Source organism: Streptomyces sp. NPDC057249, assembly GCF_042669245.1.
GTDB lineage: Bacteria > Actinomycetota > Actinomycetes > Streptomycetales > Streptomycetaceae > Streptomyces.
In genome coordinates this window covers 48131-69470 of record NZ_JBHUXS010000023.1, presented here as the reverse complement: position 1 = coordinate 69470, position 21340 = coordinate 48131, and the positions used below count along the sequence as shown (strand labels likewise).

19 protein-coding genes are annotated in these 21340 nt (G+C 73.3%); 9 read left to right on the top strand and 10 right to left on the bottom strand.

All coding sequences use genetic code 11. The features are described 5' to 3' along the window. Window positions 1-123: 123 nt before the first annotated feature. A complete protein-coding gene (locus ACFUJY_RS31285) occupies window positions 124-741 on the bottom strand; it encodes a class I SAM-dependent methyltransferase (RefSeq protein WP_383305810.1) in 618 nt (205 codons plus the stop codon). A 39-nt stretch (window positions 742-780) separates the two neighbouring features. Continuing rightward, window positions 781-3003: a serine/threonine-protein kinase gene (locus ACFUJY_RS31280; protein ID WP_383305808.1), complete on the bottom strand. Its 2223-nt coding sequence runs from the start codon at window positions 3001-3003 to the stop codon at window positions 781-783. Window positions 3004-3235: 232 nt separating this feature from the next. On the opposite strand from ACFUJY_RS31280, the gene ACFUJY_RS31275 reads away from it, so the two are divergent. The 3 genes from ACFUJY_RS31275 to ACFUJY_RS31265 are packed head-to-tail and all read left to right on the top strand — an operon-like array spanning window position 3236 to window position 6038. Further along, window positions 3236-4084: a hypothetical protein gene (locus ACFUJY_RS31275; protein ID WP_383305806.1), complete on the top strand. Its 849-nt coding sequence runs from the start codon at window positions 3236-3238 to the stop codon at window positions 4082-4084. 26 nt (window positions 4085-4110) lie between these two features. Continuing rightward, window positions 4111-5343, top strand: coding sequence for a fumarylacetoacetase (gene fahA / locus ACFUJY_RS31270; RefSeq protein WP_383305804.1), 1233 nt, complete (start codon window positions 4111-4113; stop codon window positions 5341-5343). Further along, entirely contained in the window at window positions 5340-6038 is a 699-nt protein-coding gene (locus ACFUJY_RS31265) for an IclR family transcriptional regulator (RefSeq protein WP_383305802.1), read from the top strand. Before fahA ends, ACFUJY_RS31265 begins: the two co-directional genes overlap by 4 nt. A 40-nt stretch (window positions 6039-6078) precedes the next feature. Here the strand turns inward: ACFUJY_RS31265 and ACFUJY_RS31260 are convergent, their stop codons facing one another. Continuing rightward, the gene (locus ACFUJY_RS31260; protein ID WP_383305800.1) at window positions 6079-7266 is read right to left on the bottom strand and encodes a cellulose-binding domain-containing protein; all 1188 of its coding nucleotides are present in this window, start codon (window positions 7264-7266) and stop codon (window positions 6079-6081) included. Window positions 7267-7622: 356 nt separating this feature from the next. Between ACFUJY_RS31260 and ACFUJY_RS31255 the strand changes: the two genes are divergently transcribed. The 4 genes from ACFUJY_RS31255 (at window position 7623) to ACFUJY_RS31240 (ending at window position 13122) form a co-directional block, all read left to right on the top strand. Next, window positions 7623-8615 (top strand): polysaccharide deacetylase family protein, encoded by a 993-nt coding sequence (locus ACFUJY_RS31255; RefSeq protein ID WP_383305798.1) that lies wholly within the window; start codon window positions 7623-7625, stop codon window positions 8613-8615. A 212-nt stretch (window positions 8616-8827) separates the two neighbouring features. Beyond that, on the top strand, window positions 8828-9625 hold the full coding sequence (locus ACFUJY_RS31250) for a triphosphoribosyl-dephospho-CoA synthase (protein WP_383305796.1): 798 nt from the start codon (window positions 8828-8830) through the stop codon (window positions 9623-9625). A 198-nt stretch (window positions 9626-9823) separates the two neighbouring features. After that, window positions 9824-11539 (top strand): PP2C family protein-serine/threonine phosphatase, encoded by a 1716-nt coding sequence (locus ACFUJY_RS31245; RefSeq protein WP_383305795.1) that lies wholly within the window; start codon window positions 9824-9826, stop codon window positions 11537-11539. 14 nt (window positions 11540-11553) lie between these two features. Continuing rightward, window positions 11554-13122, top strand: a complete 1569-nt coding sequence (locus ACFUJY_RS31240; protein ID WP_383305793.1) for a DUF4246 domain-containing protein — start codon at window positions 11554-11556, stop codon at window positions 13120-13122. A gap of 64 nt (window positions 13123-13186) precedes the next feature. Here the strand turns inward: ACFUJY_RS31240 and ACFUJY_RS31235 are convergent, their stop codons facing one another. Next, a complete protein-coding gene (locus ACFUJY_RS31235) occupies window positions 13187-14023 on the bottom strand; it encodes a PIG-L family deacetylase (RefSeq protein ID WP_383305791.1) in 837 nt (278 codons plus the stop codon). 164 nt (window positions 14024-14187) lie between these two features. Next, window positions 14188-15165: a beta-ketoacyl-ACP synthase 3 gene (locus ACFUJY_RS31230; RefSeq protein ID WP_383305789.1), complete on the bottom strand. Its 978-nt coding sequence runs from the start codon at window positions 15163-15165 to the stop codon at window positions 14188-14190. Window positions 15166-15704: 539 nt separating this feature from the next. Here ACFUJY_RS31230 and ACFUJY_RS31225 point away from each other — a divergent pair. Together ACFUJY_RS31225 and ACFUJY_RS31220 are read left to right on the top strand one after the other, a co-directional pair. Then, window positions 15705-16016 (top strand): LuxR C-terminal-related transcriptional regulator, encoded by a 312-nt coding sequence (locus ACFUJY_RS31225; protein ID WP_383305787.1) that lies wholly within the window; start codon window positions 15705-15707, stop codon window positions 16014-16016. A gap of 9 nt (window positions 16017-16025) precedes the next feature. After that, window positions 16026-16844: a 4'-phosphopantetheinyl transferase family protein gene (locus ACFUJY_RS31220; protein ID WP_383305785.1), complete on the top strand. Its 819-nt coding sequence runs from the start codon at window positions 16026-16028 to the stop codon at window positions 16842-16844. A gap of 38 nt (window positions 16845-16882) precedes the next feature. Here the strand turns inward: ACFUJY_RS31220 and ACFUJY_RS31215 are convergent, their stop codons facing one another. Genes ACFUJY_RS31215 through ACFUJY_RS31195 form a run of 5 tightly spaced genes read right to left on the bottom strand, consistent with a single transcriptional unit; the run spans window position 16883 to window position 21332 of the window. Continuing rightward, window positions 16883-17797 (bottom strand): SDR family NAD(P)-dependent oxidoreductase, encoded by a 915-nt coding sequence (locus ACFUJY_RS31215; protein WP_383305783.1) that lies wholly within the window; start codon window positions 17795-17797, stop codon window positions 16883-16885. A gap of 27 nt (window positions 17798-17824) precedes the next feature. Next, entirely contained in the window at window positions 17825-18853 is a 1029-nt protein-coding gene (locus tag ACFUJY_RS31210) for an SDR family oxidoreductase (RefSeq protein ID WP_383305781.1), read from the bottom strand. Continuing rightward, a complete protein-coding gene (locus ACFUJY_RS31205; protein ID WP_383305861.1) occupies window positions 18850-20169 on the bottom strand; it encodes an NAD(P)/FAD-dependent oxidoreductase in 1320 nt (439 codons plus the stop codon). The genes ACFUJY_RS31210 and ACFUJY_RS31205 overlap by 4 nt, the downstream gene beginning before the upstream one ends. Window positions 20170-20217: 48 nt before the next feature. Then, entirely contained in the window at window positions 20218-21084 is an 867-nt protein-coding gene (locus ACFUJY_RS31200; RefSeq protein ID WP_383305779.1) for a class I SAM-dependent methyltransferase, read from the bottom strand. Beyond that, window positions 21081-21332, bottom strand: coding sequence for an acyl carrier protein (locus ACFUJY_RS31195; protein ID WP_383305777.1), 252 nt, complete (start codon window positions 21330-21332; stop codon window positions 21081-21083). The genes ACFUJY_RS31200 and ACFUJY_RS31195 overlap by 4 nt, the downstream gene beginning before the upstream one ends. Window positions 21333-21340: the final 8 nt, after the last annotated feature.

The following is a 21340-nucleotide window of genomic DNA, read 5'->3' as shown; positions in this document are numbered from 1 at the left end:
CTCTGAGAAGGTGCGGGCGGGTGGCCTGGCCGGTCTCGCCCGGAGGGGCGTCCTGCCCTGGCTTCGGCCGGAACCGATCCTACGATGGACCCAGTCCAAGTCAATACGAACCCGCGACAGCCCTCAAGCACCGTTCCGCCGCCGGTGGACGCTGACCGCGTAGCCGCCGCCGTCGTACGGGGCCGCGTCCCAGGTGGCGAAGCGGTCGACGGGGGTGAGCCCCGCGGCGGCGCAGTGGGCGTCGTACTCGTCGAGCGTGAGGCCGGGCGGTACGGGGAGGTGGGCCTCGTCCAGGCCGAACCCGGCGACCAGCAGGCCGCCCGGGCGCAGGGCCCCGGCCAGGCGGGCGACGACGGTGGCCTCGGTACCGGGGGCGACCAGCGCCATCACGTTGCCCGCGGCGACGACGAGGTCGAACCCCGGTTCCACGGAGAGCGCAGCCGGGTCGAACGCGGCGAGGTCGGCCCGGTACCAGGGCAGTCCGGGCGCCTGCTTGCGCGCGACGGCCAGCATCGAGGCGTCGACGTCCACCCCGGTGCAGTCGTACCCGAGCTCCGCGAGCCGGATCGCGACCCGGCCGGTGCCGCAGCCGGCGTCCAGCACCCGCGCCCCGGCGGGCACCAGCGCGGCGCAGAACCGCGCCTCGCCGTGCATGTCCTTGCCGCTGCGGGCGAGGGCGGCGAAACGGGCGGCGTAGTCCTCGCCCGAGGTGTCTCCGGTCAGTTCGGTCCAGCGATTCATGCGGGCCACTGTAAGCGGAGCGCGTGGGCCGGAGCCGGATCAGCCCGAGGGCGGCGGGTGGCCGGCGTCGAAGGCGAAGAGGGTGTTCCGGGCCGCCGCCACGACCACGACGCGTCCGGCGACGGTCACGCGGGGGCTCGCGCCCTCCTGGCCGGTCAGGCCGTCGGCCCTCGGGTCCGTCGCCCACAGCACCGTGCCGTCGGACGGGGAGAGGGCGACCACCCGGCCGGTGGCGGAGCTGAAGAACAGGGCGCCGTCCCCGGCCGCGGGGCCCGACGCGCCCTCCACGCTGGTCTGCCGGGACCACTTCGCACGGCCCGTGGCGGGGTCGAACGCGGTGACGCGGCCGGTCTGCCCGCTCACGTACACGGTGCCGTCCGCCATGCCGGGCGTGCCCGCGTACGTGGTGGGCAGCGGGGCGTCCGTGACCTTCCCGGAGGCCGGGTCGACCCGGACCACCGCGTCGTACCCGGTGAGCGCCGGGCCCTCCAGGTGTTCCCTGAGCAGGACGAGCCGGCCGCCGGCGACGCCCACCGGCACGGCGGGTCCGTCGACCGCGACGGCCTCGCCCCAGGTGCCGGAGTCCGGGTCGAGGGGGTACAGGGCCGGGTGGCGCACCGCCGAGGCGTCGAGTTCGGCGTCGGTCGCGCACATCGCGAGCAGCCGGGCGCCCACGGGCACGGGGGCGCACCGGGAGCCGGCGGGGAACGGCGCCGTCCAGGCGAGGTCTCCGGTGCGCGCGTCGCGGGCCTCCAGGGCGGTGTCCGCGGCGTCGACGGTGATCACGTCGGTGCCGAGCACCACCGCGTCCCGGGTCCGGCCGGTGACGGCCGTCGACTGGGCGCCCGAGGGCGTGGACCACAGCTCCCTGCCGCTGTCGGCGTCGAGGGCGACCACCTCGTCGGAGGTGCCCCGCGGGTCGTCCTGGGCCGCGATCCGGTAGCCGAGCACGGTGTCGTCGGTGGCGCCCACCAGGTGCATGCCCTGGACGGGCACGCCGGGGCTCTTCGCCGTCCAGGCGCGTGAGCCGTCCCGGACGTCGATGCGGGCGGCGAGGACCCCGCCGCCCCCGCAGAACACGGCGTCGGCGCGGGCGACGCACCGCAGTTCGTCCGGGATGTCCTCGCGGCCGCCCGGCACGGTCACGCGCCAGGGCGTGAAGCCGTCGGGCAGGGTGCCGGCGGGCGCGGCGACCGTGCGGGCCTTGCCCTCGTCCGACTCCTCACCGAAGCCGCCCGCCTGGAGGACGGCCACTCCCCCGCCGATGGCCGCAACGGCGACCGCCGCCGCGAGGACCGGCCGCCAGCGTCCGCGCAGCCCGCGTCCGCCGGGGGCAGCGGTCTCCTCCGGGGCGGGGGCGTTCGGCGCCGGGGTGTCGCGCGTGGCGAGGTGGTGCTGGGTGGCCACGTCCCGGGTGCGGCCGGTGGCACGCCCGGCCACCGCCGCGCCGCCGGGGTCGGCGGGCAGGTCCCGTAGCAGTTCCAGGAGTTCGTCGGCCGAGGGCCGGCCCTCGGGTTCCTTGACCAGGCACGGTTCGACGACGGCGCGCAGCGCCTCCGGCACCGCGTCGAGCGACGGCTCCTCGTGCACCACCTGGTAGGCCGTGAGGTACGGGCTGTCCGCGTCGAAGGGGCCGCGGCCGGTGGCCGCGTACACCAGGAGGGTCGCCAGTGAGAAGACGTCCGAGCGGGGTCCGACGCCGCGCGGCGCCTGGAGCTGTTCCGGGGACATGAAGGGCGGGGTGCCGATGACGCGTCCGGTCATCGTCAGGGTCTGCTGGTCGGCGGCGCGCGAGATGCCGAAGTCGATGACGCGCGGCCCTTCGGGGGACAGCACGACGTTCGACGGCTTCAGGTCGCGGTGGACGACCCCGACGCGGTGGATGTCGCGCAGCGCCTCGGCCAGCCCGATGGCCAGGCTGCGCAGTGCCGGCCCGTTCAGCGGGCCCTCGGCGGCGATGCGCTCGGCGAGCGTGGGGCCCTCGATGTAGGTGGTCGCCATCCAGGGCTGCTCGGCCTCGGGCGCGGCGTCCACCACGGCGGCGGTGAAGGCGCCGCTGACCCGGCGCGCCGCGGCGACCTCCTGGCGGAAGCGGATGCGGAATTCGCTGTCGCCGGCGAACTGCTGGTGGATGAGCTTGATCGCGACGGGCCGGCCGGAGCTCGTACGGGCCAGGAAGACCGTGCCCATGCCACCTGAGCCGAGCCGCGCCTCCAGCGGATAACCGCCGATCTCGGCTGGATCGCCTGCGCGCAGCGACACTCTTCCCGACCTCTCGTCCCCGTGCGCCCGTGCCGTCACGGACCGCCCGTCTGTGCTGGACACAAACTAGCCGCAGGGTGGTGGGGGTGGGCAAAGCGGGTGACACGTGCGGGCGGGTCACCGTCCCTGGTGGGACTGCAACCGCCTCCGTCGGGCGCCAGGATGAAGACGGTGACCGATATCAGAACGCTCTCCGTCCGCATTCCGAGGTACCTCGGCTAGGGTGTCGCGCGTGTCCTTCCCTCTCGCCTTCCGTCACCTCGTGGACGACGCCGCGGTCTTCCCGCCCGGCCTGGCTCCGCTGCCGCGCGCCGTCGCCGAGCACGCCGGGCACCTCGCGTCCGGGTACGCCGAGCTCGTGGGCCCCTTCGTGATCGGCGCCGACCGCCTCGGCGAACTGGCCGGGCTGGCCGAGCCCCGGCTGTTCCCCGGCGGGCTGCGGGTGAGCGTGGTGGCCGGGCCGGCCGCGCTCCCGGCGGTCCCGGCCGCCTTCGCGGAAACCGGCCGGCTCGTGCCGGCGGCCGTGGAGTTCAAGCCGGACCCCGCCCGGCCGCTCGGGCCCCAGACCGAGGAGCTGGCCGCGCTGCGCTTCCCCGGGGCGGCGTACGTCGAGGTACCGCGCCCCGGTACGCCGGAGTGGGAGCGGGCTCTCGCACTGGTGGTACGCCACGGCTTCCGGCTGAAGTTCCGCACCGGCGGGACCGAGGCGGCGGCGTTCCCGTCCGAGGACGAGGTGGCGGCGTGGGTCCACGGGGCCGTCGCCGCCGGCGCCGCCTTCAAGTGCACGGCCGGGCTGCACCACGCGGTCCGGCACACCGCCGCCGCCACCGGGTTCGAGCACCACGGCTACCTCAACGTGCTCCTGGCGACGGCACGGGCCCGCGCCGGAGCGCCCCTGCCCGAGGTTCGCGCGGCCCTCGCCGAGCGCGATCCGGAGGCGCTGGCCCGTGCCGTGACCGCGCTCCCGGCCGCCGAGGCCGCCGCCGCGCGGGAGGCGTTCGTCTCGTACGGGTCGTGCAGTGTGCGCGAACCGCTGGAGGACCTGACCGGCCTGGGCCTGCTCGGCCCCGCCACCACCTGATCACCCGTCACCGAAGGGCGCCACGCATGACCATCCACCCCGTCACCTGGGTCGAGACCGCGGCCGGCAGCGCGTACGACGTCGACAACCTCCCGTACGCCGTCTTCTCCACCGCGGACACCGCCCCGCGCATCGGCGTCCGCATCGGCGACCGGGTCCTGGACCTGGGTGCCGCCGCCACCGGCCTGCGCCCCGACTGGGCGCCGCTGCTCGACGCGCCCGCGCTCAACCCGCTGATGGCCGCGGGCGCGACCGTGTGGGCGGAGGTCCGGGCCTGGGTGACCGGTCTGCTCACCGACACCGCGCACCGCGACCGCGTCCGCCTGGTGCCGCTGACCGATGTCACGCTGCACCTGCCGTTCGAGGTCGGCGACTACGTCGACTACTACGCCTCCGTGGACCACGCCACCAACGTCGGCCGCATCTTCCGGCCCGACGGCGACGCCCTGATGCCCAACTGGCGCCACCTGCCGGTCGCGTACCACGGCCGCGCGGGCTCCATCGTCGTCTCGGGCACCCCCGTGCACCGCCCCGCCGGACAGCGCAAGGCGCCCACCGACCCGGCGCCCGTCTTCGGCCCGTCCCTGCGCCTGGACATCGAGGCCGAACTCGGCTTCGTCGTCGGCCGCGCGGTCCCGCTCGGGCAGCGCGTGGCCACCTCCGAGTTCGCCGAGACCGTGTTCGGCGTCACCGGGGTCAACGACTGGTCCTCGCGCGACATCCAGGCCTGGGAGTACGTCCCGCTGGGCCCCAACCTGGGCAAGTCCTTCGCCACCAGCATCGGCGCCTGGGTGACCCCGCTCGCCGCGCTGGAGCACGCCCGCACCGAGCTGCCCGGCCAGAGCCCCGCCGTACTGCCGTACCTGCGCGAGGACGGCCCGTCGGGCTACGACATCGAGGTGGAGGTGGAGGTCAACGGCACGGTGGTGGCGCGTCCGCCGTACGCGTCCATGTACTGGTCGCCCGCGCAGATGCTGGCCCATCTCACGGTCAACGGCGCCTCGCTGCGGGTCGGCGACTTCTACGCGTCGGGCACCATCTCCGGCCCCGGGAAGCACCAGCGCGGCTCGTTCCTCGAACTGTCCTGGGGCGGCAAGGAGACTTGGACGGCGGGCGGCGAGGAGCGCACGTTCCTCCAGGACGGCGACGAGGTCGTCCTGCGCTACTCGGCGCCGGGCGCACGGGGGCGCATCGGCCTGGGCGAGGTCCGTGGCAAGATCCTCCCCACCATCCGGCCGCTCCCCGAAGAGGTGGAATGACACCGCCGAACGACCCCGAGAGCGGCGGCTCGCAGACCCTGGAGCGCGGACTCGCCCTGCTGGTCGAACTGAGCCGCCACCCGGAGGGGCTGACGACCAGCCAGGTGTCGGCCGCGACGGGGTTCCACCGCTCCATCGCGCACCGGCTGCTCGTCTCGCTCCACCGGACGGGGTTCGCCGCGCGCGACGACAGCGGCCGGTACACCGTGGGGCCGGCCGTGACCGGGCTCCTCGGCGGCACCGGCCCGAGCCTGCGGTCCGTCACGGAGCCCGTCCTGCACCGCCTCGCCCGCCGCCTGGACGCCACCGCCAGTCTGGTCGAGGCGGTCGGCACCGCCGCCGTCACCACGGTGGTGGCCGAGCCGCCGACGGACGGCCCCCTGTTCTGGTACCGCAAGGGCAGCCGGGACCCCCTGGACCACGGTTCCGGCGGCCTGGCCGCCCTGGCCTCCGGCCCGCCGCGCGCCGCCGAACCGCCCCGTGTGCAGGCGATCCGCGAGACCGGCTACGTCATCACCCACAGCGAGGTCAACATCGGCGCCCACGGCATCGCGGCCCCGCTGCCGGGCTGGCCCGTCCGGGCCGCGATCAACGTGGTGACCTCCGACCCCGCACTCGCCGACCGGGCCGTCCCGCACGTCCTGGAGGCCGCCGCCGCGATCGGCACACTGAGCGACCACCTCGGCACGGGGTGAACGGCGTACCGGCCCGCCACGGCCGGTACGCGTCCGCCCGTCAGCAGCCGATCGGCTCGGAGCCCACGGCCACGTCGTCGAACCACAGGGTGTCGTCGCCGACCCCGTAGCTCTCCCAGCCCAGCCGCAGGGCGGTGGGCCGGGGCGGAGTGGTCCGCGAGAGCCACTGGTCGTCCACGTCACGCGTGGGTACGCCGTCGGCGTGCAGGCCGGGCACCTGCTCGTCGCCCAGCCAGGTGTCGAGCCCCGGGGCCGAGGTGTCGACCGCGAACCGCAGGCACTGCCAGCTGCCCGTCGGCAGGGGCCTGCTCAGGCCCACCCCGGTCGGGCTCTGCGCCGGGAGCGTGGCGTCGTCGATCTCCCGGTTCCACTGGAGCGCCCCGTTCTGCCCGCCGATCCGCAGGGCCTTGCCGCCCTGGGAGCTGTCCGGCATCGACACGAAGGCGACGTGCGCCGCCGGGAGCGCCGTGGTGTGCCGCACCCACATGCGGACGTACAGCACGGGACCGACCGCCGACAGGTCGGCGGTGGAGGCGACGAAGGCGTGGTTGCAGTAGCCGGCCTTCCCGTCGAGCCTCAGCGAACGCGTGCCGCTGTGCGCGGTCTCCGTGTCCACGGCGGCCGTACCGGTGCCCTGGCAGTCGGGCGCGGTGAAGCGCCAGTCGCCGGCGGGGGCCGGGCCGGCCTGGTCCTCGAAGTCGTCGCAGACGACGGCGTCACCGCACTCGGCGGAGGGCGGCGTGGTGGGGGGCGGTGTCGTGGGAGGCGGCGTGGTGGGGGGCGTGGTGCCGTCGCCGCCGCAGGAGACGCCGTTGAGGGCGAAGTCGGTGGGCGCGGGGCCGCCCGACTGCGAGGTCCCCTGCACCCCGAAGGAGACGGTGCCGCCTTCGGCCACCGCCCCGTTCCAGGCCGTGCTGACGGCGGTCACGGCGTGGCCGGTCTGCGTGACGGTGGCGTTCCAGCCGGAGGTGACGTGCTGGTCGCCGGTGTACGTCCAGGTCAGCCGCCAGTCGCTGAGCGCCGGGCCCTCGTTGGTGACGCGGACCTCGGCGGTGTAGCCGCCGGTCCACTCGTTGGCCGTGTAGTCGACCTGGCACCCGGGCGCGGACTCCGCCGCCGCGGCCGGTCCACCGGCGGGCATGGCCACGAAGAGCGACAGGGCCAGCGCGACGGCGGAGCCGGCCGCGGTCCAGGGTCTGCGCAGTAAGCGGCGGGGGTGGATGGTCATGTGCGCCTCCTCGGGGCGGGGAAAGTGGTGGGAGCGCTCCCATGTATGACAGCGAGTTGACGGCGCACTGTCAATACGGTGGCGGGTCGAGACTTCATGAGGCCCGAAAGTTTCGCCGCCCAGGCCTCCGCCTCGACGCCGCATCGGCCCCGCGCGCCATCGCGGTGTACCGGCTCGCAGCCACGCATGCCCCTGACATGCGCTGTTTCGGTCCGGACGGACACCGTACGAGACCGAAGCTTTCGAAATGATTGCCGAAACCATTGACAGCCACGGAAGTGGCCCAAAAACTCCGTGCTCAGGCCCGGCCGCACCGCCCGTGCGGCCGGAACTCCCCTCACCTGGAGGACCCCCTCATGCGTCTCCGATTCCACCGCCGCCCGGCCGCCCTGGCGGCGGGGCTCGTACTCGCCGCGGCGAGTTCCCTGGGCCTGACCGCCACGGCCGCCGCCCCGGCCCAGGCCGCCGCCTGCAACGGCTACGTGGGCCTGACGTTCGACGACGGCCCGTCCAACGACCACACCCCCGCCCTGCTCAACGCCCTCAAGCAGAACGGCCTGCGGGCCACCATGTTCAACGAGGGCCAGTTCGCCGCCTCGTACCCGGCGCAGGTGAAGGCCCAGGTCGACGCGGGCATGTGGGTCGGCAACCACAGCTACACCCACCCCCACCTCACCCAGCAGAGCCAGGCCCAGATCGACTCGGAGCTCTCCCGGACCCAGCAGGCCATCGCGAACGCCGGCGGCGGCACGCCGAAGCTGTTCCGGCCGCCGTACGGGGAGACCAACGCCACGCTCAAAGCCGTCGAGGCCAAGTACGGGCTCACCGAGGTCATCTGGGACGTCGACTCGCAGGACTGGAACGGGGCGAGCACCGACGCGATCGTCCAGGCCGTTTCACGCCTCTCCAGCGGCCAGATCATCCTGATGCACGAGTGGCCAGCCAACACCCTGGCCGCCATCCCGCGCATCGCCCAGTCGCTCGCCTCCCGGGGCCTGTGCTCCGGCATGATCTCGCCGCAGACCGGGCGGGCCGTCGCACCCGACGGCAGCAGCGGCGGAGGCGACGGCGGCGGGAACACCGGCAGCTGCACGGCGACCCTGTCCGCCGGCCAGAGCTGGGGCGACCGCTACAACCTCAACGTCGCCGTCACGGGCTCGTCCAACTGGACGGTGACCCTGCGCCTCCCCTCCCCGGAACGGGTCCTCACCACCTGGAACATCAGCGCCTCCTACCCCAGCGCCCAGGTACTGACCGCGAGGCCCAACGGCAGCGGCAACAACTGGGGCCTGACGATCCAGACCAACGGCACCTGGACCTGGCCCACGGTCTCCTGCGCCACGGGCTGACACCGGCCCGCCACTGAGCGGTGCGGGGCCGCCACCGGGGGCGGGGGGCGGGAGGTGCGCGGGGCCGGCGGCAGCGCCAGCCGGAATCGATCACTTATGTGCCTCTTATGGCCCTTCGTCCCGGTTCTCCCGCCGGGGCACGGGCATCACCCTGTGAGCCCGGCCCCGTGCCGGGTCCGTCCGCCCCGCACCGCCCAGTGGAAGCGATACGCATGTCCTCTCAGCACCTGCCCCGGCTCGACGCAGACGGCCTCGCCGACCTCGCCGTCGCGGCCTTCACCCGCGAGGTGTTCCTCACGCCCAAGCCGGGACTGCCGGACTGCCGCACCGCACAGACCCCCGCCAACTCGGTGTTCTCCTCGCTCGTGAACGTCGGGGTACGGCTCCACGGGCCGCTGCGCGCGGCCGGCGGCGCCGGAGCGGACACCGCCCAGCTCGCCGCCGCCTGCCGCGCGGCCCAGGAGGTCGTGCCCCACACCGCGTCCCTGAACGGGTTCGATGTGGCGGCCCGCGCGCTGTGCCTGCTCACCACCGCGTGGGCACAGGGCGCCGTCGACCCCAGGGACGCCTGCGCGCGGGCCCTCGCCCTCGATGAGCGGGTGGAGCCGTCGGGCGACTTCCACGAAAGTTACCGGCTGCTGTCGGGCCGCACGAAGTGGCGCGGTCTGACGGCCATCGAGGCGGCGCTCTCCGCCGTGCGCGAGGCCCGGACGCGGAGTCTCACGGAGGAGACCGCGCAGCTCGACGCGCTGCTGACGCTGATGGCGGCGATGGACGACGAGCGCGTCGTACGCGACAAGGGGCCGCTGGCGCTGCGGATCGTCCAGGAGGACGCCGCCGCGGTCCTGGCCGCCGGGGGCGCCGGAATGCCCGAGGGGCGGCGGCGCCTGGCCGAGCTGGACGAGCAGCTGACCCGGTACGGGATCTGCCCGGCGACCAGCGGCGCACTGCTCACCGTGGTGCTCTTCCTGGACTCCGTGGACAGCCGGCCGCTCGGCGTCGCCGCCTGAGCCGGGCAGGGGGCCCGGGCACGCCCACCCGGCGTACACCGAGTGGCGGCCCGCGGCCCGCCGCCCGATGCTGTTGCGGCGCCGCCCGTACACCCGCGGCCCGCCGCCCGATGCTGTTGCGGCGCCGCCCGTACAACCGCGGCCCGCCGCCCGATGCTGTTGCGGCGCCGCCCGTACACCCGCGTCGAGAGGCCCGACATGCCCGTGGACGTCCCCCCGCCCGCGGGCAGCGCACGCGCACGTCTGGAACTCCAGGCGATCCGGGCGCTCCTGGACGCGCAGCGCCGGCGCGTCACCCGGTACGCCGAGCGTTACGGGGCCCCCGCACCCGCCGCCGGGCCGCCGGCCCCGCAAGCCGTCGCCGCTCCCCCGCCCTCCGGTCAGGCGGTGCTCGACGCCCTCCCGGTGGCGGCCCTGCTGCTGGCCCCGGAGTTCGACGAAGGCGGCGAGGTCCGGGACGTCGTCCTCCTCGCCCGCAACGCCACGGCCCGCGACGACGAGGCCTCCCGGTTCCCCGGCGAGGCCCTGCCCCGGTGGACCGGACCGGTGTCGCTGTTCGAACGCATCCCCTCCCTGGCCGGCACCGCGATCCCGCGCATGCTGGCCGACGCGCACCGCCAGGGCGTGCCGCAGCACAGCGACACGGTGGAATGGCTGGTGAACACGCGCACGGGGCCGGTGCGGGTCAACGCGGAGGTCCGGATCGCGCGCTGCGGCGACCACTTCCTGCTCACCTGGGAACCGGGCGGCCGGCTCAGCATGGCCGGCGCGGCCCAGCAGCTGGTGCGCACGTGCTGGGCGGAGTGGAATCTCGCCGACGACGGAATCCAGCCGTCCCGGGGGTTCCGCCAGGTGCTCGGCCTGGCGGACGACACCCCGGTGCCCAGCCTGTACGAGCTGGCCGCCGCCACCACGCCGGAGTGTCTGACCACGCTGTACCAGACCTTGTACGACGTGCTCCTGCGCAAGCGCGTCACCCAGTGCGAACTGCGCTTCCGCAACAGTGAGCGCGTGATCCGCATGGTCGCCGAGCCCGTCCGCATCGTGTCCGGCGGTCTGGTGTGGGCTCTTCGGGCCGTCCTGATCGACGTCACCACGGAACGGCGCAGGCGGGAGGCGGCACAGCGGGCCGAGCGCGCCGCGCGCCGCGAGCACGAGCGGGCCGAGGCCGTCGCGGAGGTGGCCGGTGTCCTGCGGGACGCGGTGCTGCCCCACTTCCAGGACGAGCTGGACGGCTACGGCCTGGAGGCGGCGGCCGTCTACCGCCCCGACGCGCCCGGGGCCGGGGTCGGCGGCGACTGGTACAAGGCCCGCGGGCTGCCCGACGGACGTCTGCTGCTCGCGCTGGGCGATGCCCGGGGGCACGGCCTGGAAGCGGTCACCCTGATGGCCAAACTCCGCTACGCGCTCGCGGGGCTCGCGTACACGTCGGAGCCCGTGGAGCGGCTGACGCAGTGGCTCAACGAGGTGGCCTGCGCGGACGACCGGGAGTCCACCGCCACCGCGATCATCGCCCTCTACCACCCCGAGCGCACCCTGCTCCGCTGGACCTGCGCGGGGCATCCCCGCCCGGTGCTGCTCCGGGACGGTCGCGCCGGTCAGCTGCCCGCGCCGGCCGGAGGACCCGGGCTCACCCTGGGAGTGCTGCCGGGGACGTCGTACAGCGCCACCGAGACGACGCTGGAGACGGGCGACATCGTCCTGATGTACTCGGACGGGCTGACCGAACGCCGGCCGGCCGATCCCGAGAAGGACACGCTCCGCTTCCTCGACGCGGTCGAGCGCTGTTTCCGGGAGACCCCGCCGGGCCCCGGGCACGACGGGCTCCAGGACTACGTCGAACGGCTGGTGGCCCGCCTGAACGGTCCCCACTGCACCGACGACGCGACGCTCCTGGCCCTGCGCCGGCCCTGACCCGTGCCCGGGCGGTGTCAGTGGGCTCCCGTAGTCTTCCGGCCACCACTCACCACCCGGAAGGACCAAGAGAGTTGACTGGCCTGTCCCCCTTTCCGCTGCCGTTCCACAGCGCCCGCCTCCGATCGTCGGCCGAGCCCCGGACCGTGCGCGAGCTGGAGATGATCACGTGCAGCGCGCACCTTCGGGCGAAGCCGGGGTGGTTCGAGAAGATGCACGACACGGCCATAGCCGCCACATGGACGCGGGAGGCCGTCGACCAGGGCCTCACCGAGGCGCAGGTGCGCCATGTGCTGGCCGAACTCGCGTACTACGCGCAGCTGCGGGACGCCCGTACCGGCATCGAGGTGTCCGCCGTCGACGGTGTCTGGCAGTCGGACACGCTGATCGACGAGGCGCTCCGGTCACGGCTGCGCGAGGCCGTCCGGGTGCTGGAGGAGGTCCCCGAGGAGGAGAAGGACTGGCATCCGGGGTCGGACGGACAGGTGCTGGACCTGGTGCATCCTTCGCTGTTCTGCCTGGTACGGGACGTGAGCGGCGGCCCTGAGCGGGCCTGGGAGAACCCGACGAACCGCTACTCGAAGTACGAGTTCTCGGAGCGGTTCCAGTGGCTTCCCACGGACGTCGACGTCAGCGCGGACGGCGTGGCCGCCTTCCGTTCGTACGTGAACAACGTCCATCCCGAGGACCACCGGGAACTGGCCGCCGTCCTGCCGGAGCTGTTCACCCGGATGCTCCCGCTGTGGGAGAACGTGCTCACCGATCTGCGCCGCCCGCGGCCCCCGCGGATCGAGGCCGACCCGTTCGGCTGGTACGGGCCCGAGCCGGAGTACCCGGACGAGGAGGACTTCAGCGACAAGGAGGCGTACGAGCGAGCGGTCCAGGCGCACGAGGAAGCCCAGGACGACTGGTACGAGACCCGTCGTCCGGACGTCCCGGACGCCCCGGAGTTCACCCCGCCCGAGCCGGGCGAGGACTTCGCGCCGGTCGGTCTGCGCGGCCGCCGGCTCCAGGTCATCACCAAGCTGGCGACCATCCGTCTGACGCCGGAGAAGCCCGAGTACGCAGGGGGTTCCTGGCACGTCGAGGGGATGCTGAACGAGCGGATCGTCTCGACCGGCATCTACTACTGGGACAGCGAGAACATCACGGAGAGCCGGCTGGGCTTCCGGACCGCGGTCGACGAGCCGGAGTACGAGCAGAGCGACTACGACGGCGTGCAGGAGGTGTACGGCCTGGAGAACGAGGGCGCGCTGAACCAGGTGCTGGGCTCCGCCTCGACCCCGGCCGGCCGCTGTCTGGCGTTCCCCAATGTCCTCCAGCACCGCGTCGGTCCGTTCCGCCTCGCGGACCCGAGCCGCGCCGGGCACCGCAAGATCCTGGCGTTCTTCCTGGTGGACCCGTCGGCGTCGGTCGTCTCGACCTCCGACGTGCCCCCGCAGCAGCCCTGGGCCGAGACGTCGACCATGACGCTCGAAGAGGCCAAGGCGTACCGCGAAGAGCTGATGCGGGAGCGCAAGTTCTTCGTGGACGAGCACAACGACCAGCTGTTCGAGCGGGAGTTCTCCCTCTGCGAGCACTGAGCACGCCTTCCGGATCACACCCGGGCCGGGTGTGATCCGGAAGGACGGGCCGAAGGGCCGGGGGTCAGCGCAGTCCGGCGAAGAGGTCGTTCTCCGGGAGGGGGGCGCCGGTGGTGTCCCGGACGCGCACGAAGGTCTCCATGCCCATCAGCTCGCCGAACCGCTCCTTGCCCATCTTGAGGAAGAAGATGTTCTCGCCCTGGCTGGCGTGTGCGGCCAGGGCGTCGAACTTCTGGCCGCTGAACGCGGCGGTGTCGACCCAGGTGGTGATCTCGTCGTCGGGCAGGCCGATCCGCGCCATCGCGGCGGCCTCCTCGGGGTCCGGCTCCGGCAGGTCCTCGCCGCCGAACTCGCGCATCATCTCCCCGAAGCGCTGCATCATCGAGCGCGGTGCCGTCGTCCAGTAGACCTTCGGCGTCAGCTCGGTCAGCTCCAGGGCGGCCATCGTGATGCGGTTGGCCTGGATGTGGTCGGGGTGGCCGTAGAAGCCGTTCTCGTCATAGGTCACGACCACATCGGGGCGGTAGTGGCGCATCAGTTCGGCGAGCCGCGCGGCGCCGTCCGCCACGGGCGTCCCCCAGAAGGAGTCCGGCGCGTCGTTGGCCGGCCAGCCCATCATCCCGGAGTCGGCGTAGTCGAGCGTCTCCAGATCGCTGATCTTCAGGACCTCGCAACTGGCCTCCAGCTCCCTGCGCCGCATCACGGCGACGGCGGCCGGGTCGTGGCCGGGATCGCCCGGCTTCGCCCCTCCCGGTCCGTCACCGCAACCGCCGTCGGTACAGGTCACCAGCACCGTGCGGAAGCCTTCCGCCGCATACCGGGCGAGCACGCCCCCGGTCCCGGTGGCCTCGTCGTCGGGGTGGGCGTGCACTGCCATGAGGGTCAGCGGCCGGTCGGTCATCACACGGTCCTCCAGCGGAATCGAGCATGCGGTACGGAGGCGCGGCTGACGCACCGCGCTCCCGGTCGGTGCAACCGCACCGACCGGACCCGGTGTTCCCGGTGCCGCCGATCGGTCTGGCCGAAAATCGCCCGGCGTGCGCCCGCTCGCCCGGTTCGCCCGCGTCACGGGCAGGCGATCACCTGGGCCGCGTAGCTGAGGCCGGCGCCGAAGCCCATCAGCAGGACCGGGTCGCCGGGTCTGACCTGGCCGTGGTCGATCAGCCGGGCCAGGGCCAGCGGTACGGAGGCCGCCGAGGTGTTGCCGGTCTCCACGATGTCGCGGGCCACCACGGCGTTCGTGGCGCCGAGGCTCTTCGCCAGGCGTTCGATCATGCGCAGGTTCGCCTGGTGCGTCACGAAGCCCCGCAGGTCGGCGGGTGCGATCCCGGCGCGCGCGCAGGCCGCCGCCGCGACCGCCGCCAGCTCCGTGGTCACCCAGCGGTACACGGCCTGGCCCTGCATGCCCACACTGCCGTGCCGGTCCGGGATGGCGATCAGCCCGGCCTTGTCGCCGTCCCCGCCCCACTCCACGGGGTGAATGCCGCGGTGCTCCGACGCCACGACGACCGCCGCCCCGGCACCGTCGGCGAAGACGGTCGCGGTGTCCACGTCGTCCGGGTCCACCCAGTCGGTCATCCGCTCGGCCCCGATCACCAGGGCCCGGCGGCTGGTACCCGAACGGATCAGGCCGTCGGCGACGCCGAGGGCGTAACAGAAGCCCGCGCAGGCGGCGTTGACGTCGAAGGCCGCGAGGTGCGGGGCGCCGATGAGCGCGGCGACGGACGCCGCGCCGCTCGGCATGGGCGACGGCATGGAGCAGGTGGCCAGGACCAGGAGATCGATGTCGGCGGGGGTCAGGCCCGCCGTGGAGAGGGCCTTGGCCGCGGCACCGGCCGCCATGGCGGTCACGGTCTCCTCCGGCCCGGCGAAGCGCCGCTCGCGGACTCCGACGCGGCGCTCGATCCACTCGGCCGCGACGCCCAGGCCGCCGCCCAGCTCCTCGTTGCTGACGACGCGTTCGGGGCGGACACCGGCGACGGCGGCGATACGGGACCCGGCCGTGCCGGGAAATCCTGCGGGAGCAGATGAAGGGGAGAACATGGGATCACCTCTGGCTGTCTGCGGCGTGGGGCGGGCCCGCCGGGAAGCGTTCCGGTTCCCGGCGGGCCCCGAATGCGACGGCTTTCTGCACGGAGCCGTCAATTCCGTTTATCGAAAGCTCCGTCATGCCTCCATCCGACGCCGGCGCGACCGCGACGGACTACGAGCGGAACGGCCGAATAATGGCCTGATTTCGCCGGGGATTTCATTCCTGCACCCTTGGAGAGAATTTCTCCGCGCCGCGCGGCGGGCCCGCGCTCCCGCGCCGCGGCGGGGCCGGACGGCACCGCCGGCCGCCGCCAACATGCTTGCAGACGAAGTAGGTTGAGCATGCAACCACTCCTCTCGCGGCGCCCCGGGGCCCCCGTCGGCTGTCTCACCAGCGGGGTACAGTGCAAGAGACGTGAGTGATCGCGGCGACCGCCCGGGTCGGGTGCCGCCTTATGCACGGTCGAGTCGAAGGGGGAATACCGGTTGCGGCTATTACGCATGCTCGGATCCCCTTGCGGTGACGAATTCCTCAAGGAGTTGGAGAACGCATGCACGGGGAGAAGATTCAGGCCGACGGAGGGGCCGAAGGACGGATAGGAACCGGCGGGGGCCGACTGGCGGCGATGGAGCGGTCGACCGCGCTGCGGGTCCTGACGCCACGGGAGCTCGAAGTGTTCAGCGTGCTGTCGGACGGCGAGGGCAACCGCGAACTCGCCCGCCGGCTCGGCATCGCGGAGCGGACGGTGAAGGCCCACCTCACCAGCATCACGCGCAAGCTCGGGCTCCGGTCCCGGGTGGAGGCCGCCCTGCTGTCGGCCGAGTGGTCGGACGCGCCGCAGCCCGGCGCCGACAGGCCGTAGCGGCCTCGCATGACCGAGTCCCTTCCGTCCGGGACCGCGTCCGGACGCCCCGCACGGCTTGACGACGCCGTCCCCACGCCTCACGCCCCGGACGGTCCGGGGAACGCGCCCGCCGTGGTGGACGTGTGGACGCTGCGGATTCCCGACCATGCCGCGACCGCCGCCGCACGGGCCGGAATCCTCGACGCGGAAGAGACCGCGCGGGCCGCCGGGTTCCTGGACCCGGCGGCCCGCGCCCGCTACGTCGCCTCCCACGTGGGCCTGCGCGTCCTGCTCGGCACCCGCCTCGGCACCGCCCCGCAGGACGTCTCCCTGGTCCGCGAACGCTGCGGGCTGCCGGGCTGCGCGAAACCGCACGGGCGCCCCGCCGTCGCCGGCCGCACCGGGCTGCACTTCTCCCTCTCGCACGCCGGGGACTTCGCGCTGTACGCGCTGGCCGCCACCCCGGTGGGAGCCGACATCGAGGCGCCGGACACGGCGGGGGACGGCCTCGAACGGATGGCGCGGCGGCTCCACCCGGACGAGCGGCGCGCCGTCGACGCACTGGCGCCCGCGCTGCGCGGGGACGCGCTGCTCGGCTGCTGGGTGCGCAAGGAGGCGTTCCTCAAGGGCATCGGCACCGGGCTGCCCGGCGGGGTCGGTGCGCATCACGTCGGACTCGCCTCGGCCCTGGCCCCTCCCTGGGCGCCGCCCGGCCCCGCCGGCTGGGCCCTCCTCGACGCACCGGCGCCCGACGGCTGCCGGGCGGCCGTCGCCCTGAAGCTCCCGGGCGGCACGGCGCGCGGACGGCCCCCTCTCATGCGTACCTCCCGACTGCTGCTGGAATGACCGGGCCGGGGCCAAAACGGGTTCGGCGGCCCACCGCCCTACCGCTGCGCCGCCGAACCGACCATCTTGTTCAGGCGGTGCATCCGCGTCGCCAGGCTCATCCGGCCCTCCAGGCGGAACGCCGGCGGCCGCCGTCCGTCCACGTCGGCGAAGCCGTACTCGACCGCCAGGTCACCGGTGCTGAGGACCTGGCCGGAACGCTCCTTCAGCTCCGGGTCCGCGACCAGGGCGGCGACCGCCCGCCCCACGTACTCCGGTGAGTGCACCACCGACGCGGGTCCCTCGCCCATGGCCTCCCACGCCGCCTCGACCCGTTCCGTGCGGACGAACCCCGGGTGCAGGGACAGCGCCGTGACACCCTTCTTGCGCAGGTCGGCGGCGAACCCCCGGCACATGCGGTCGGAGGCCGTCTTGAAGACGTCGTAGCCGACCTGTCCGAGGTAGATGTCGCCGTCGGAGAAGCTGATCCCGACGACCAGGCCGCGCTGCTGCGGCAGCATCAGCGGGACGAGCCTCCGGGTGACGTCGTACTGCGCGCGCAGCGAGGTCTCGAACAGCTCGTAGCGCCACATCGGCTGGTCCCAGAACGGGGCGTCGAAGCGGACCTCCGAGGAGCGTTCGTAGCCGCCCCAGGCGTTGTTGACGAGCAGGTCCAGCTTTCCGTGGCCGTCCAGCACCCGGGCGGCCAGCGCCTCGTTGTCCGCCGGGTCCCCGTGGTCGCAGCGGACGGCGATCCCCCTGCCGCCGCGCTCGGTGACCGCGTCGGCGGTGTCGTCCACCGTGCCGGGCAGGCCCTCGGTGCGCGTGCCCTCGCGGGTGCTGCGGCCGGTGACGTACACGGTGGCGCCGGCCGCGCCGAGCGCGAGCGCGATGCCCCGGCCCACGCCCCGGCTGGCACCGGTGACCACGGCCACCGTGCCGTCGAGGTCGGGTGTCTTCCAGTCGTCGTTCACAGCTTGTCCTTCCGTTGGTGCGGACACCTAGCCGAGGTGCTCCGCCGCGTACTCCAGGCTCGTCAGGTAGGCGGCCGTGTCGTCCACACGGGGTACGCCGTAGCGCTCGCGGAGCTCGGGCATGGAGGTGGGCAGCACGCCGCCGCTGCACCGGGTGACCTCGCTGACGTCCCGCAGGACGGACAGGTAGGCACGGGCGCGCGGCGGGGTGGCGGCGATGGCGTCCGGGCCGAGCTCGTCGGCGTTCACGAGCGGGGGCGGGGTGAGCGCGCGCCCGCGGCCGGCGGCGTGCTCGGCGAGGACCCGCATGCAGGACTCGACGTCCATCGCCTCGGGGCCGTACGTCACCCAGAACTCGCCCGAGTCGTCGCCCAGTTCGATGGCCCGGAGCACCGCCTTGGACAGCAGGTCCTGCGGGACGAAGTCCATCCGGATGCCCGGGTGGACGGGGACGAACGGGGCCCGGCCGCGGCCCAGCCAGTCCGACATCAGCTGCACGATCTGGCCCTGGGAGGTCCAGCCGGTGGCGGAGTCGCCGATGAGGTTGGTGGGGCGGAAGACCGTGTGCCGCACCCCGCTGTCGCGCAGGACGCGCTCCGCCTCCCGCTTGGAGGCGATGTAGTTGCGGCAGACGTTGTCCGGGCCGAGCGGCACGGGAGCGGTGTCCGCGAGCGCCGCGACGAACGCCGTGCTCATGAAGTGGACCGGGGCGCCGGCCCGTCCGGCGAACTCGGCGACGCGCCGGGTGCCCTCGATGTTGATCGGCCGGTAGTCCTCGGCGGGCAGGCCCCACTCGGTCAGGCCCGCCGAGTGGATGACGACGTCGACCTCGGCGGCCAGGGCCGCGTAGTCGTCCGCGCCGAGTCCGAAGCGCTCCGCGGTCAGGTCCAGGCGGACCGCCCGGGAGTCCCCCTCCACGGGCACCGGCGTGCTGTGGGTGGCGACGACGAACCGGGGGCCGTCCGGCTCCCGCAGGAGGGAACGTCCGACGACTCCGGACGCGCCGGTCAGCAGGACGGTGGGGCGGCCGCCCCGGCCGTTCCGGGTGCCGCTCATGCGCGCGCGTCCTTCCACTCCATGAGGCGGGTCACGGCGCGGGCACCGGCGTACAGGAACGGGTCGGGCGGGAACGAGGCGGGCGGCTTGCGCCGGTCGTCGTCCACGAAGAGCAGCCGCGAGTAGTCCGTGTCCTTGCCCAGGACGAGGTCGCGCAGGACCTTGCCGCCGGTGTGGGTGGCCGCGATGCCGTTGCCGCAGTAGCCGTACCCGTAGGCGATGTTGCCGCCGCCGAGCGTGCCGAAGTGCGGGGCGTAGTCGCGTACGACGTCGGCGGTCCCGCCGTACGCGTAACCGAACTCCACGTCGTGCCACATCGGGAAGAACCGCAGGAACTCCCGGTGGATCTCGCGGTATGCCTCGGGCCGGTTCATGTTCCGCTGCCGCTTGTCCCTGCCGTAGAAGTACGGGGCGGGGCCGCCGGCGAACATGACGCGGTTGTCGTGCGTCAGCCGGGTGCACGTCAGCAGCGACTTGGCCTCGACCAGTCCTTCGCGGCCCTCCCAGTTGACGCGCCCGAGCTGCGCGTCGGTGAGCGGTTCGCTCACCATGGCGTACGTCCAGACGGGGATGACCTTCCGGCGGAAGGGCGGGAACGCGTCCATGTGGACGTTGGTGGCGAGGACGACCTTGTCGGCCGTGATCCGTCCCCCGGCGGTCACGACGGTCGGCCGCACGCCCGGAACCACTTGCAGGCACGGCGAGTCGTCGTAGATCGTGACGCCCTTCTCACGCACCACGCGGGCGATGCCGCGGGCGAGCCGGAACGGGTTCACGAGCGCCCCGCCGGTGCGCAGGGCGGCGAGCACGGCGGGCGAGCCGACCAGGGCCTGCGACTCCTCGCGCGAGAGGATGCCGGCCTGGGCGGCGCCCATCCGCTCGGCGAGGGCGCGGTCGTGCTCCAGGCGCCTGAGCTGAGCGTCGTCGGTGGCCACCATCAGGTAGTCGTTGGCCTCGTACTGGGCGTCGACGCGGTTCTTACGGGTGAACCTGCCGATCTCCAGGATCGACCGGCCGACGGCCTGCGACGCCTCGAGCGCGCGCTGGGACCCGAATTCCTTCACCAAGGCTTGAATGTCTTTGCCGATGGTTGGGGTGACGAATCCGTCGGCGCGGCCCGAGGCACCGTAGCCGGAGTGGTGCGCTTCCACGATACGGATGTCGAGTGCCGGCTCGGCCTCTTTGAGGAAGTAGGCGGTCCAGAGACCTGTGAATCCGCCGCCGACAATGCAGATGTCGCAGTCGACGCGGTCCCGCAGCGGGGCCTGCGCGGTGACTTCTTCGGTGTCGTGCCAATAGACGACGTGTTTGTACACGTTCAAGTGAGTGCTCTCCTCAAGAGGACCCGCCGCTGGAGCTTTCGGTCACACCGCTTCGAGAACGATCCTGGACAGTCCCAGATGACGGTTCCGAAAATGGCCGACCGTGGAGCTCAGATAGCGCTCGTAGTTGGCGACGTTCTCCTCGCCGGCCACCTCGACGGCACGCTCGCGGTTGGCCCGCAACCGGTCGAACCATTCCTGGCAGGTACGGCTGTAGTGGTCCGGGTCGTTACGCAGTCGGACGACGTCGAACCGCTTTTCGCTCGCTTCGACGACCTCGGAGAGCGCCGGAATCTCGGATTCGGGGAAAATGATGTCGATGATGAACTGCAGATCGCGCACAGTCTGCTTGTCCATACGGACGTTGTTCCCCTTGATGTTCGTCTGGAGCGCCAGCCTGCCGCCCGCCGGCAGCCAGGAGCGGCAGCGCTCGAAGAACTCCCGGTACGCGGCGACCCGCTCCGCCCGGGACAGGCCGGTGCGCGCGAAGTGCTCGAAGGCCCCGATCGAGATGATCGCGTCGTAGGGTTCGTCCGGCTCGTGGTCGAGCCAGTTCTCCACCCGTACCTCGGTGCGTTCGAGGGCCAGTCCGCGCAGGTGTTCCGCCTGGCTGTCGCTGAGGGTGAGCCCCACGGCCTGCTGCACGCCGTGCGTGCGGACCAGCCGTTCCAGGAGGCTCCCCCAGCCGCAGCCCACGTCCAGGACACGGCGGGCGCCGGCCGCCCGGGCGCCTTCCACCAGATGGTCCAGCTTGCGTTTCTGGGCGCTTTCCAGGGTGTCGCCCTCGTCCCACAGCGCGCAGGTGTAGGTGAGGTCCCGGTCCAGCCACAGCGCGAAGAAGTCGTTGGAGACGTCGTAATGGTGCCGGATGGACTCCGCCGTGGCGCCCTGGTAGTCGATGGCGGTCACGCGGCGGCGCTGCCCTGCTTGGTCTCCTCGGCGAGCTTCACCAGGTCCGCCACCGTCTTCACGCTCGCGGCCCGGCTCTCGTCGAATTCGATGTCCAGGTCGTCCTCGATCGTGTACACGATGTCGGCGATCTGGAGGCTCGACAGGCCCACCGAGTCGAATGCGGTGTTCTCGTCGAGGGTGAAGGAATTCGCCTTGCTGCCCAGCTTCTTGGCGATACGGGCACAGACTTCTTCTGCGGTGATCACGGTACGGC

Bases quoted from the DNA above. Each gene is read 5' to 3' on its own strand.
- ACFUJY_RS31220 (WP_383305785.1), top strand. From the start codon at position 16,026: ATGACCGAGTCCCTTCCGTCCGGGACCGCGTCCGGACGCCCCGCACGG.
- ACFUJY_RS31235 (WP_383305791.1), bottom strand. From the start codon at position 14,023: ATGACCGACCGGCCGCTGACCCTCATGGCAGTGCACGCCCACCCCGAC.
- ACFUJY_RS31265 (WP_383305802.1), top strand. From the start codon at position 5,340: ATGACACCGCCGAACGACCCCGAGAGCGGCGGCTCGCAGACCCTGGAG.
- ACFUJY_RS31225 (WP_383305787.1), top strand. From the start codon at position 15,705: ATGCACGGGGAGAAGATTCAGGCCGACGGAGGGGCCGAAGGACGGATA.
- ACFUJY_RS31255 (WP_383305798.1), top strand. From the start codon at position 7,623: ATGCGTCTCCGATTCCACCGCCGCCCGGCCGCCCTGGCGGCGGGGCTC.
- ACFUJY_RS31285 (WP_383305810.1), bottom strand. From the start codon at position 741: ATGAATCGCTGGACCGAACTGACCGGAGACACCTCGGGCGAGGACTAC.
- ACFUJY_RS31260 (WP_383305800.1), bottom strand. From the start codon at position 7,266: ATGACCATCCACCCCCGCCGCTTACTGCGCAGACCCTGGACCGCGGCC.
- ACFUJY_RS31230 (WP_383305789.1), bottom strand. From the start codon at position 15,165: ATGTTCTCCCCTTCATCTGCTCCCGCAGGATTTCCCGGCACGGCCGGG.
- ACFUJY_RS31245 (WP_383305795.1), top strand. From the start codon at position 9,824: ATGCCCGTGGACGTCCCCCCGCCCGCGGGCAGCGCACGCGCACGTCTG.
- ACFUJY_RS31210 (WP_383305781.1), bottom strand. From the start codon at position 18,853: ATGAGCGGCACCCGGAACGGCCGGGGCGGCCGCCCCACCGTCCTGCTG.
- ACFUJY_RS31250 (WP_383305796.1), top strand. From the start codon at position 8,828: ATGTCCTCTCAGCACCTGCCCCGGCTCGACGCAGACGGCCTCGCCGAC.
- fahA (WP_383305804.1), top strand. From the start codon at position 4,111: ATGACCATCCACCCCGTCACCTGGGTCGAGACCGCGGCCGGCAGCGCG.